The organism is Peribacillus sp. YIM B13481 (assembly GCF_042787985.1).
Classification (GTDB): Bacteria; Bacillota; Bacilli; order Bacillales; family DSM-1321; genus Peribacillus; species Peribacillus simplex_A.
Genome location: NZ_JBHZPE010000085.1, coordinates 1 through 11,570 on the forward strand (window position 1 = coordinate 1; position 11,570 = coordinate 11,570).

Below are 11,570 nucleotides of genomic sequence, written 5' to 3' on the forward strand. Positions count from 1 at the left end.
TATTTTTGGGTAAAGAGCAGGTTTTCGTGCTAGATGGTGGCGGCGAGAATCGCCGCCATAGAAGTTTCTTATGGAACTAAAGGGGCAGTTTAGTTCATTAAGGGGTCCCGGTAGCAAAACGCGTAAAACATACGCTAAGCAGAATTTGACATAAAAAAGCCGAGTTTTCCTACTCTAAGGAAGCTCGACTTTCTTTAAAAACGGAAATTTGATTAAAAATTAATTTGTTCCTGTTCTTGATTGTATATCTTAATTGAATAAGGTTTCCCTTCCAATAGAGGCTTTGTTTTTTCTGAAGATAAGATTGTTTTTATATTGCGTTCCATTCTAGTTCCAAATTCTTTTGATTCAGCTGAGCTATCTGGAATGGATGTTTTAATGATTATAGTTAGTTCAGGATCTAGGGAGTACGAGATACTAGTTGCGTTATACATTTTTTTACCCATTATTTCATCGCCTATTGAAGGTAAAATGTAAATTGCCACGTTATCATCGTACTCGTCTTGTCGTTTTAAATTAATGGAATATCCTGTTTGGTTGTTTGAGACAAGAATCTTACGAATCATATCTTCTGTATTTTGTTTTACGTCCTTAAAGTACTCTGGTGAAGCTTTTATCTTCATATTGACCTCTTTAGACTTAGTTGAAATGCCATAAGCAACTACATTTATATTATGGTCATTTAATGTATCCATAATTTCCTTTTCAAAGGAAGCTGGTTTTTCAGGAGCTTTTGCTGATTTTTGAATGTCATCTTTATCCACTTTAAATACTTTAACAGAAAAAGCATCTAAATTATCTTTTTGTAAAACATCCTTAACTATATTCGTTACGTTTTCCTTTATAGGTGAAAAATCTTCATTATTATTGCTTAAAACTCCTACCTCAATGATCTTATCGGGTCTATATGTTGCACTCACATAACTTAAATTAATATTTTCAGCGTCCAGTTTACTATCTATTCTCTCTGTAATATTACTTTCAGGTTCAATGATCGAATTTAAAATGGGAATAGTAGTAACAAAGCTTGCCATTGCAGGAGAAGTGGAGAAATAACCCAAAGAGATTATCAGAAATAATCCAGCTGCTGCCGTTCCAGTAAATATTTTTCTTCTTCTTACTCTTCTATCCCCTTTTTCAATTGCACTATTTATAGTTTCTTCAAGTTTCCTTTTCGGAACATTAATTTGTTCCATTTCTTTTTGGATCTTCTTCATAAACCGTACCCTCCTTAAGATTCATTCTTAGTTTAGTTGTTGCTCTATGTAACTGAGCTTTTATCGTCCCTTCAGGACAATTAAAATCGCGTGCAATTTCTTTTATGGATAAGTCTTTATAATATCGAAGTAGAATAAGTGTTTTGAACCGTTCCTCCAACTGGTTGATTGCATGAAGTAAATCTAGTCGTTCTTCCACTTTAGCATGATTTATATCTCCTTGAACCTCTTCGTAATCGACCGGGACCACATCATATAAGTTTTTTTTCTTCAAAAAATCTATTGAAGTGTTAATTATGATCCTCGTTAACCAGGTTGAAAAGTAACTGGGTTCTTTTAATTTTTTAATTGATTTATACGCTTTAAAAACACTCTCATGCACAACATCCAGTGCATCGTTTTCATTTTTCATATAGATATAAGCCATTCTATAGAGATTATCCTTTTCTTGTAAAACTAACTCTTGAAAGGCTATTTTATTTCCAGCCATAGCCTTTTTTACTTTGTTCAGCTCGCACATGTATAATCCTCCTTTCACCTATTAGACTTTAAACATATTAGAAACGTTGCAAGAAAAACAAATCAAAAACTCACTCCTTGAATGGCGACGGTGTAAAGGTTTGTTTTAGAACCTTAGAGGGCTCGGTTAAGGGTGGAAGTTTTAAAGTTGACTTGTGGGAAAAGGATGATGCTAGCGCTGATGATGACTATGATGGATTCAATACAGAGAAATTTGAATATTATTCTAGTGGCACTTGTGCTATCTATTCAGGTGTTGGTGGAGATGTTGGCGACGAAGAACTATATATGACACTTTACGAAGGGGATTATTACACAGAAAAAATTGAACTGAGATGGTATGACTAATTTACAGAACCAAATTTAGGTTCGTTGATACCTTAAAAGCCGAGCCTCCTTAGAGTAGGAATACTCGGTTTTTTTATGTCAAATTCTGCTTAGCGTATGTTTTACGCGTTTTGCTACCAGGACCCCATTAAGAATTCACACCAATATTGGAAATCATTGTTATAATGAAGTGACTAATTTCGGTAGGAAGGTTGCTGGTCAAGGTGGAGGATAGATATGAAATCTAAAAAGACAGTAGTGATTGTTGCTTTTGGTATAATATGTATAGCTATCTTTATAAATCTATTAAAGAAGGATTTATGGGATGTAAACGAAGAGTTATTAAAAGAAGAAGTATTATCAATTGGACATTCCGTTGAAACAATAAATTTATTAGATGTAACACCGTTTGACTGGGATGTAGTATATTCCTTTGGACCATATACTCCGAAAGATGATATATATGAAACGGTAGGTTATAAATGGGATACTATTAGCGAAACTGTAAATGAAGGAATGAATCAAATTGTATTTTTGAAAGATGGAAAAGTGGTCTGCTATTTATATGGTTATCCTGAGAATAATGGATATGGTATATCTTTTGAATCTGGGAATTATAAAGATGCTGGTAATATGCTTAATATTAGGGATGATTTAAATTTTCAGGTAGAAAGAAGCGACAATGTCGTATATTTGAAAAACTAAGCAAGGATATGATTTCTTCAACTAACAGGTGCTTTTTCAATAAGGAAGGTTGCTGAGGCAGCCTTTTTCTTATGGCACTAACGGGGCAGGATAGTTGAAGATGAATGTTACAATAAAAGAAAAAATGAAGAAAGGTGATATTATGATTGGAACGTTTTTTAGTTTTTTTGTTATCTTTTTTATTATAGCAAGACTTGTTAGCCTAATGGGTAATATTAGCTGGATGCCACTGATAAGAACAACTACGAGACAAGATGCAATATTAGCAATAATCTTTTCATTCGTTGTTGCTGTTTCAACCCTTAATGGATAAAACAAACACTATTTAGACCTTGTGAAATATCACGTGCGTCAGCTTAAAATCGGGACTGTCTTTAAGGCAGTTTTTTTCTTTATGCAACTATCGGGGCAGGTTAGTTGAAGAAAAAGATACACATTTTAGGGACAAATTCATTGAAATTTGTCTTTTTATGTTGTTAATTCTCTCTTTAATTAGAGAAATCCACTAATAATATGTGATGGGTTAATAAGGAGCATAAAAATACTTAAATTAGGAAATTTTAAATCTAATATCATTTTACATCCAAAGGAAATTTATTCCATGGACCTACGGAAATATAAGATAGTAACTGCTTTTTTCATTTGTAGTTTTAATTTCTAATCTTACATCCACTACCTTAATTCATGCGAAAAATTCGTCTTCTCCTAACCACTTGGATTTAACAAATCTTTTACCACAATGGAAACTTGTCTATCGGTCACTTAAGTAGTAGATGGGGTTTCGGTGACAATAACCAAGTTAAGAACATAAAAGTTGTTTTTTTAATTTAAAAATGCAGAAATGTAGTGTATCACTAATTTTATTTATAGGAGGACAGATCAATGAATACACGGGAAACCAAGGTCCAAAAACAAGGGTGGGTTCCTAAAAAGGAACGTATATGGGTAATCGTGGCGATTATTATCGCTGCTTTGATAATGCTTTGGGAACTTAAGGGACTATTACAACTTTCACTGCACAGCAGGCAGTTCGAACATACATTTAAAGGTTTTGGCTCCAATGCAAGAATTGCCTTATTTTTTGTACTTGCTTATTATGTACTTCTTCGTGTTATTAGGCTTCGTATGCTGAAAGGTCAAGGCAAGGTAAAAAAATGGTTGTCCACTTTGCTGCGCTTTGCCCGAAGATGGCATACTCCAGCAGCGATTATCGCCATCGCTTTTATTATCTTGCATACGGTAGCTGTTTTTATGCACGGCTTCAAATTTGATTTCAATTATATAAGTGGATTGCTTTCCTTGCTAGTCCTGCTTCCAGTTCCTATATCGGGAATATTTAGATATCAGAGGAGGGACCGGAAGTGGCATTTGCGATCTGGTGTTGCTTTTGCAATTCTATTTTTAATTCATTCTTTTTTATAACCAACATGTAATAAACCTTATTAGAGTCAGAGAAATAGTCTATTTTCAGGTGTAATGACGTAAATGTAACAATGGGGGAAATAATAAAGTGACTCGTTTCGTGATTTTTTAAGTTTCTTGGGTAACTCTTTTTTTGGAGAATGAGATTGTGAAGAATTATACTTAAACAAACGGGTGCTTTAGTTCATTAAGGGAGGTTGCTGAAGCAACCTTTTTGTTATGCAACTAAAGGGGCAGTTTAGTTTAAGTAGTAAGGTAATTATCATTGAATAATAATGTTTTGAATGGACAAAACTACCTTAGATAAATACTTAGGAGGTTTTGTCATTGAATAAAAGAACTTTAACAACAATACTTGTTATATTTGTTTTGGTAAGTATAAATATTAATAATAAGGTTGCAGCAGAAGGAAATTCCTTTAAGAAAGAAATTGAAAATTTTGGGGAAAAATTAACGAACAAGGTTCCTAAAGTTTACAGTAAGGAAGAAGCAATGAAAAATGGAGACATAACATTCTTTAGTGAAAGAACTCCTGAACAAAAACAGAAACTCCTTCAGTTTAAAAATAATGTTAAAAATAAAAAAACCGATTTTATTCGTTTTACTGAGTTTACAGAGAAAGGTGATGCACTCATAACAGAGTATCAATTTAATGGAAAATTAATTTATTACCGTTCTGACACCTCCAGAGACCGTACAGACCAGAATAGAAAGGGGGAATTTGTAAAAGGCGAGTTTGTTAAAGGTCCCCATGTAATAGAGGACTACTGTAAAAAACTTGTACCAAATTCTGAAATGTCATACCTTACAAATTGTTATAAATTTAAGAACGGCAAAATTGAGTTTTAACATACCAATGTTGTGTTCATTAATCAACTAACGGGTGCTTTACTTCAATAAGGAAGGTTGCTCTGGAACTCTTTTCATCAGGAACTATCGAGGGAAGTTAGTGAGAAGGAAAGTACAAAAAGTATGAGGTATAGCAAAAAACAAAAGGGGAACCAGTATGAATAATGAATTTGAAAAGGTAATAAATTTACTGAAAAAAAATGATAAAGAAACTTACCCGACATTTGCTTACTCTGTATTAAATAATTATATTCCTGGACAGGTTTATATGGATGAATTAAAGAAAACAGTTTTAGTTGGTACTGATTCAGGTATTTTTGTTGTTGGTGGAGACGAAATGAACAATGGTCTTAACAGCATATTTTTAGAGATTTATAGAAGTAGAAAAAATGATAAAAAGCGATTCACTTTGTTTTCTCCATCAAAAGAATGGGATCAAGTTATAAATAAGTTGTTTGGAAAAGAGTTAAGACAAATACAAAGGTATTCTTTTCATTTTAATAAGGATACATATTCAACAATAAAAAAGGTAAAAGTCCCTAAAGATTTTATAGTAAAGAGAATAGATGAAAAAATAATTACTGAAAGTCTGGAATTTAATGAATCTTATTATAATGAATATTGGGGTTCAGTATCAAATTTTCTAGAAAATGGTTTTGGCTATTGTTTGTTACATAATGATACCGTTATAAGTGAGTGTACATCTATATTTAGTTCATCACAATTTGCTGACATTGATATTACAACTCAAAAAGAGTATAGAGGAATGGGCTTAGCTCAAAATGTTGCAGAAATATTCATTAAACATTGTATTGAAAGAAATTTGAAACCCAATTGGGACTGTGTTGTTAACAATTTTGCGTCGATAAAGCTGGCTGAAAGATTAGGATTCGAAAATCCAATGGAATATTCGGTATTCGTTAGAAGGTAAAAGGTTCTTATTTCGCTAACGGGTGTTTTACTCCAATAATAGAGGTTGCTGAAGCAACCTTTTTGTTATGCAACTAAGGGGCAGGATAGTTCTACAAGCACAGTGATTTCGTACTGTACGGTAGGTCAAGTTGTCAGAAAGTATTTTTTGGTAATATTTACTCGTTTTTCAGTTCTTTTCTCATCGTTATTTTTTGTATATAATTACTTATTAAGCATATTTTTGGATGGTTGATATATTAACTAGAGAAAGGTTATGGATATATTGTGTTATCTCTTAACGAAATGAATTGTAAGATTAAGTACTTGAGAACCCGTTTAATTAAAATTGGTATGTTACAAGGCCTTTCTCACCCCGAAACTGTTAAATCTAGTCAAGAGTTAGATAAGTTGTTGTACCAATTTCAAAGAAACATTTCAAAATAATCCTATATCCCGAAAAGTTTCTTTGCCTACATTCTTTCTTCATAGTAAAGGATCACATGTCGTGGTCTTTTTTTATTCCGAAAATACCTCACAGTTTGTGTCAACTCTACAATAAGGCAGGTTGCTGAAGCTGCCTTTTCTTATGGCACTAACGGGGCAGTTTAGTTCAAGAAGCGTAATTTATTCGTACTGTGAATTAATTGCAATACATTTTGCTACCACTCTTTATGAAAGTAATATTTAATGCTGAGGTGGTGTTTATGAAAAAATTATATTTGATCCCTATTTCTATACTTCTTGCAGCTCCATTATCATCGTTTCTTAGTGCTTCAATTGATAGTTTAATATCTTTAAATGAAGATCTTCCAAAAGATGAATATTTCCCTTTTTTAAATGGAGTAATTATTGGCACAATATATGAATTAGCAATATATTGCATTATTGGTATTCCTGTAACTCTAATTATTGATACCATAACTTATTTTGTGGGTTTACATACAAACTTAAAAGTATATCTTTTACAATTTTCTTTGTATACTATTTCTGCAATCACTCTTGCCTACACATTAGACTCTGATAATTTTTGGGCTTATTTAACGGTAGGAATAGCAGTACATACCTATTTTCATATATTGTTTTTTTTGAAAAAAATTAATGAAAACCTTAAACAGAATCTATGACGAAATATTGGTCAACTCTTCTTATAGAACTAACGAGTGCGTTAGCTGAAGATCGGAGCTGTCTTTAAGGCAGCTTTTTTTATAGAAATATCGGGTGCGTTAGTTGCATAATGAATATGGGTTATTATAGTAATATTGGGTTGTTATGGTTGTCTAATTTATTAACGTTTTTTTGGAGTGTGCTGTGATTGTGGAATTATACTATTTTCGTATAAAAAAATATTCCACTAAAGGGAGGGATTAAATGGATGGTGAAAGTCTGATAAAGAGGAAAATAACAGTCTCATATGTCACGACAATGGTTACTTCTATATTCTTAGCTTATTTGTATATGGATGATGGAATTAAGGCGGGAACTCCCTATAATTTAGGAGGCAAATTTTTAGGATGGTTATCTATATATAGTATGTATGTGGGTGCAATTGTCTTGATTTATGGAAACCTGGTTTCGGTAGGCATAGAATATCTACAAGAAAAATGGTTTATTAAACATACATGGCTTTACGTTTTGTTTCATGGTTTTTTGGGTTTATTAAATGGTTTGTTATTTCAGGAAACGACATTAGCATTAGCCGGAATGGTAGTTGCTTTATTCTATGCTTTTATTGATAGATGGCTATATGTTAGAGATAAAGTTCAACAGAGTACAAAGATGTTTTTTCTTTTCCCTGTCTTAGCATGTAGTTTGCTATGGGGGTATTTTCAGATAATATCAGAACCTTTACCACCCTTTTCAACGGAAGAGGCTGTTGAATTTGCCACTGCTGGAAATGGGACTGTTACTGATGTTTTCCCTAAAAAAGTTGGCAAATGGGAGGAAATGATTGACGGTTATCACGTCGAGAGAGAAACATCTTCAAAAGAAATAGGAAAAGAAAAATATATCATTACTTTTACTGAGAAGTGGAACAAAGGAAAAGAAAAGGGTTCCTGGTTCTTTTCCTATGAAGTAGAACGTGGATCTTTAACCGCTAATGGTGGTGAGGGGGCCTACCCTCCATATTATAAATAAATGAATAGGATCTCCCGGATTCTGTTAATTTCTAAATTTTATAACAAAGGTGATTAGAGAGGAAGGTGCGAGACTCCTGCGGGAAAAGCGCGTTTCTTGAGCGGAAATCAACGTCCAAATTGTACAAGCCATTAAAAAACACCCCGTTTAATGTTAGTTGGTGTCTAACATTTACGGGGCAGTTCCACTCGATGAAAATCGAATTTGTCTACAGTCTGGAGCTGTCTTTAAGACAGCTTTTTTTATGGAACTATTGGGGCTGGATAGTTCAACAAGGAATGAGTTACCAATACATAAGTTCTGATATTTTGAGATAATCAAAAGAAATCAAGACTTTGAAGGTAAAGGGGTAAAAGATGAAGAAATATATTTCATTAAACATAATTTTGTCTATTGTACTTTTGGCAGGAACCATACTTACGATATTTATAATATATAAGGATATTGATACTTCGCTTTCTTTTAAATTTATCATAGGATATCTAATTTATCTTCTTCTATATGGTGTGTTCTCCATCTTTTTAGTTATTGCGAATACAAGAAAGTTAAATTGGATTCAAATAAGAAAAAGGCTTTTTACGTTTATTACTTGGTTTATTTCTTTAAGTGCTTTGAACTACCTTCTTTCTTATTTTTTTAAACGTTCGGAAATGGAGGTTTGGGATTTAGGTATTCCTTTGGGTGTATCATTGGATTGGCTTTTTTTGATTTAATGTCTTGGAAAAAGAAAGACTAAAGCATTGATGTTTTTGCTAAAGAATTCTTTATTGAATAAGGGCTAATGCCTTTTTGTCTTTTACAAACGTGTGCGTTAGCTGAAAATCAGAGCTGTTTTTAAGGAGGCTTTTTCTTTATGCAATTAAAGGGATAGTAACCTGATATTATTAGCCCATTCCTCACCCAATCTTTCTGCATAAACTAATTAAACGCCATTAGATTGTGAAGGAGGTGATAACTTGGGAGAAAAAGAAGGGTCAAACGCCTCTAATAACCATTCTCACTGTTTTGAACCATTCATAAGCCCCAACCCTGTTACTTCATTTAATCCTGTTCAACGTTTTCCTAAAATTGATAAAACAGCTTTTGTAAGTCAGTTTTCCAGTGTCATAGGGGATGTTACAATTAGAAACAATGTTTTTGTAGCTCCTAATGTAAGCATACGTGCGGATGAAGGAACCCCTTTTTATATAGGTTCTAATACAAATATCCAGGACGGGGTGATTTTACATGGTTTATTAAATAAAAGGATCACATCTGGAAAAAAGAGGTATTCTATCTTCATTGGAAATGAAGTGACCATTGCTCATGGTGCCCTTATACATGGCCCTTGTTATATAGCAGACGAAGTATTTGTTGGTTTTAATTCGATTGTTTATACCGCAATTGTAGGGAGAGGCTCATTTATTGCTTATAATGCAGTAGTAACAAATGGCGTTCGAATTCCACCTGGCAGGTTCGTACCACCTGGTGCTAATATTGATTCTCAAGAAAAAGCGGATGCACTTTCGCCCGTACCAAAGGATGATAAGGAGTTTGCATATGAAGTTCAACGAGTCAATCAGGAATTCCCCGCATCTTATCATCTGTTATTTGGGAAAAACCGTTGCTCATGCAGATTTGCCTATTGATAATTTACACTTACTTTAAGTGCTATTTTAGACGTATATTATTTTTATTACTTTTTATTTGTTTTGTCGTTTTTTATCCTCGAAAAAGACGTATAGATGGGTACCGCCCAAAATTTCGGTATTTTGTAAACAAAGCAAAATCTCAGCAAAAAAAAGCATTTCCTGACGTTAGGAAATGCCCTTTTTTATTTCTCTAATTGTCCTAAAGCATCTGCTGAAAAAAGAATCAACTGTAGCTTTAAAGTAAAGATTTATCAAACGATCCTCTTGAATCCCGTAATTTCTAAAAATCATTGCCGGATCGACTGCATAATTCGTGCGAGTTCTTTTTCTAAAACAGCGGGCTCGTTTGCGTAATTGTAAATCCCTAAAAACTTCTCTATTGCCTCTGGATGGGAACTGATTAGTTTGTTGACAGCATCCTGTTGTTCAGATATTTGTTCATTCTTCGAAATTTGGCATCCCATGTGAAACCGAACCATAAACTCATCTTCTATTGCCTTTTGATATTCTTCAGACATTTGATTTGATTGATCGGATTGTCCCTTATATTTTGATAGAATAGTGGATAATATACGTGCTCCACATATAGCATCATGGATACCCTGCGCCATGCCAGGATCTTTAAAACAAACTGCATCTCCAACCAACGCCCATCCTTTTCCCATTCCTTCATACCAGTAATTGTCATATCCGAGGATGCCTTTGACCGGTTCTACTAGTTCTGCATTTTTCAAGCGCGCCCCAATTGTTGTATTCGGAAAGTTATCTGTTAAGAGATTCCGTAGACAGCTTTCCGGATTTAATTTCAACCGTTCTATCAATTCCTTATTTTCTAATGGGAAAATGCCGGTAATAACATATAAGTCATCATTCGTCGGAAAGAGAATGGCTGTGTTTTCTTTTCTTTTGTATACTTCAAATTTAGGGACATTATCGTGGCGAAATCCAGAGAAATACCCGAAATAAATGCCGACTGTTGCCGGAATGCTTATTTTGAGTTCACTGTTTACCAGCTTGCGAATAATAGAGGATCGGCCGTCTGCCCCGACTACAAGGCGAGCTAAAAATTCTTGTTTCTCGTTGTTGGCGTCTAAACCTTTCACGCCTATTACTGTTTCGTCATCACGGATGACATCCGTCACACGGAACCCTTCTAAAACGGTTACATTCATTTGAGATTTGGCTTGTTCCAGTAGGATATGATCGAGATAAGTTCTTCTAATGCAATAACAACTGTCCTCTCCAGAAACCTCAGGGATGAGACCTTCTATAACGGTATCCTCAAATTGAAATTTAATATCCCGTACCGGTGGTGCTTTTGTTTCCAATAACTTGTCCAGGACCCCTATTTCTCGAAGAAGAGCGACAGTATTATTGAAAAATGTATGGGTTGATAATGTGTCCCTTGGAAAAGTCGATCGGTCCACCAACAACACATGGAAACCTGCCTTAGCAAGGTAAATTGCCAAGGTAGAGCCGGCACATCTAGCACCGGTAATGATGACATCATACGTCTTATTCATCGTATCACTCCATTTTCAAGTACAATTATTAACTTGCTTATTCATTAGCAGAGTTCTGAAGTTAAAGTAATTGATAAGAATATACTACATACATAAAGTATGGAAGTTAAAATGAAATAAGTACAGAAAATTCCCAGTTGATATACAATTAAAAAGAACTTGTGGTGAAAATCGGAATGATAATTCAGGTTAGTTTCTCGAATTTTAATGGAGGTTTACTGAAGATCAGAGCTGTCTTTAAGGCAGCTTTTACTTGTGTGCCAGGCATGGCAACTATCTAGGTGGTGAAAGTCCACTGTGGGGGTACACATCGACCAACCACTAAGGAA

The 11,570-nt window shown here is 34.0% G+C and carries 14 protein-coding genes; 11 read left to right on the plus strand and 3 right to left on the minus strand.

The genetic code is table 11. The annotated features are described in order from the left end of the window. Positions 1-212 precede the first annotated feature (212 nt). Positions 213-1,217 carry a DUF4030 domain-containing protein gene (locus ACFX4X_RS24215; RefSeq protein ID WP_377387203.1) on the minus strand — a complete coding sequence of 335 codons (1,005 nt, stop codon included), beginning with the start codon at positions 1,215-1,217 and terminating at the stop codon, positions 213-215. Beyond that, complete coding sequence (locus ACFX4X_RS24220) at positions 1,183-1,737, minus strand: sigma-70 family RNA polymerase sigma factor (protein WP_377387206.1); 555 nt, start codon at positions 1,735-1,737, stop codon at positions 1,183-1,185. The genes ACFX4X_RS24215 and ACFX4X_RS24220 overlap by 35 nt, the downstream gene beginning before the upstream one ends. 77 nt (positions 1,738-1,814) lie before the next feature. On the opposite strand from ACFX4X_RS24220, the gene ACFX4X_RS24225 reads away from it, so the two are divergent. The 11 genes from ACFX4X_RS24225 (at position 1,815) to ACFX4X_RS24275 (ending at position 9,715) form a co-directional block, all read left to right on the plus strand. Then, positions 1,815-2,084: a hypothetical protein gene (locus ACFX4X_RS24225; protein WP_377387209.1), complete on the plus strand. Its 270-nt coding sequence runs from the start codon at positions 1,815-1,817 to the stop codon at positions 2,082-2,084. 216 nt (positions 2,085-2,300) lie between these two features. Next, positions 2,301-2,768 carry a hypothetical protein gene (locus ACFX4X_RS24230; protein WP_377387212.1) on the plus strand — a complete coding sequence of 156 codons (468 nt, stop codon included), beginning with the start codon at positions 2,301-2,303 and terminating at the stop codon, positions 2,766-2,768. 100 nt (positions 2,769-2,868) lie between these two features. Beyond that, a complete protein-coding gene (locus ACFX4X_RS24235) occupies positions 2,869-3,081 on the plus strand; it encodes a hypothetical protein (RefSeq protein ID WP_377387215.1) in 213 nt (70 codons plus the stop codon). Positions 3,082-3,650: 569 nt separating this feature from the next. Beyond that, entirely contained in the window at positions 3,651-4,190 is a 540-nt protein-coding gene (locus ACFX4X_RS24240; RefSeq protein ID WP_377387218.1) for a hypothetical protein, read from the plus strand. Positions 4,191-4,517: 327 nt separating this feature from the next. Further along, the gene (locus ACFX4X_RS24245; RefSeq protein WP_377387221.1) at positions 4,518-5,039 is read left to right on the plus strand and encodes a DUF4362 domain-containing protein; all 522 of its coding nucleotides are present in this window, start codon (positions 4,518-4,520) and stop codon (positions 5,037-5,039) included. A gap of 157 nt (positions 5,040-5,196) precedes the next feature. Next, entirely contained in the window at positions 5,197-5,970 is a 774-nt protein-coding gene (locus ACFX4X_RS24250; RefSeq protein WP_377387224.1) for a GNAT family N-acetyltransferase, read from the plus strand. 284 nt (positions 5,971-6,254) lie between these two features. Further along, positions 6,255-6,395, plus strand: a complete 141-nt coding sequence (locus tag ACFX4X_RS24255) for an aspartyl-phosphate phosphatase Spo0E family protein (RefSeq protein WP_289319239.1) — start codon at positions 6,255-6,257, stop codon at positions 6,393-6,395. A gap of 260 nt (positions 6,396-6,655) precedes the next feature. Continuing rightward, positions 6,656-7,075, plus strand: a complete 420-nt coding sequence (locus ACFX4X_RS24260) for a hypothetical protein (protein WP_377387227.1) — start codon at positions 6,656-6,658, stop codon at positions 7,073-7,075. 244 nt (positions 7,076-7,319) lie between these two features. Beyond that, positions 7,320-8,087, plus strand: a complete 768-nt coding sequence (locus ACFX4X_RS24265) for a hypothetical protein (RefSeq protein ID WP_377387229.1) — start codon at positions 7,320-7,322, stop codon at positions 8,085-8,087. 356 nt (positions 8,088-8,443) lie between these two features. After that, the gene (locus ACFX4X_RS24270) at positions 8,444-8,800 is read left to right on the plus strand and encodes a hypothetical protein (RefSeq protein WP_377387232.1); all 357 of its coding nucleotides are present in this window, start codon (positions 8,444-8,446) and stop codon (positions 8,798-8,800) included. Positions 8,801-9,043: 243 nt separating this feature from the next. Then, complete coding sequence (locus ACFX4X_RS24275; protein ID WP_377387235.1) at positions 9,044-9,715, plus strand: LbetaH domain-containing protein; 672 nt, start codon at positions 9,044-9,046, stop codon at positions 9,713-9,715. Positions 9,716-10,005: 290 nt separating this feature from the next. Here the strand turns inward: ACFX4X_RS24275 and ACFX4X_RS24280 are convergent, their stop codons facing one another. Beyond that, positions 10,006-11,241 carry an NAD(P)/FAD-dependent oxidoreductase gene (locus ACFX4X_RS24280; protein ID WP_377387238.1) on the minus strand — a complete coding sequence of 412 codons (1,236 nt, stop codon included), beginning with the start codon at positions 11,239-11,241 and terminating at the stop codon, positions 10,006-10,008. Positions 11,242-11,570 lie beyond the last annotated feature (329 nt).

What these genes read in the sequence shown, in the direction of transcription:
- ACFX4X_RS24215 (WP_377387203.1), bottom strand. Translation starts at nt 1,217, where the DNA reads ATGAAGAAGATCCAAAAAGAAATGGAACAAATTAATGTTCCGAAAAGG.
- ACFX4X_RS24220 (WP_377387206.1), bottom strand. Translation starts at nt 1,737, where the DNA reads ATGTGCGAGCTGAACAAAGTAAAAAAGGCTATGGCTGGAAATAAAATA.
- ACFX4X_RS24230 (WP_377387212.1), top strand. Translation starts at nt 2,301, where the DNA reads ATGAAATCTAAAAAGACAGTAGTGATTGTTGCTTTTGGTATAATATGT.
- ACFX4X_RS24235 (WP_377387215.1), top strand. Translation starts at nt 2,869, where the DNA reads ATGAATGTTACAATAAAAGAAAAAATGAAGAAAGGTGATATTATGATT.
- ACFX4X_RS24240 (WP_377387218.1), top strand. Translation starts at nt 3,651, where the DNA reads ATGAATACACGGGAAACCAAGGTCCAAAAACAAGGGTGGGTTCCTAAA.
- ACFX4X_RS24250 (WP_377387224.1), top strand. Translation starts at nt 5,197, where the DNA reads ATGAATAATGAATTTGAAAAGGTAATAAATTTACTGAAAAAAAATGAT.
- ACFX4X_RS24255 (WP_289319239.1), top strand. Translation starts at nt 6,255, where the DNA reads ATGAATTGTAAGATTAAGTACTTGAGAACCCGTTTAATTAAAATTGGT.
- ACFX4X_RS24260 (WP_377387227.1), top strand. Translation starts at nt 6,656, where the DNA reads ATGAAAAAATTATATTTGATCCCTATTTCTATACTTCTTGCAGCTCCA.
- ACFX4X_RS24265 (WP_377387229.1), top strand. Translation starts at nt 7,320, where the DNA reads ATGGATGGTGAAAGTCTGATAAAGAGGAAAATAACAGTCTCATATGTC.
- ACFX4X_RS24270 (WP_377387232.1), top strand. Translation starts at nt 8,444, where the DNA reads ATGAAGAAATATATTTCATTAAACATAATTTTGTCTATTGTACTTTTG.
- ACFX4X_RS24280 (WP_377387238.1), bottom strand. Translation starts at nt 11,241, where the DNA reads ATGAATAAGACGTATGATGTCATCATTACCGGTGCTAGATGTGCCGGC.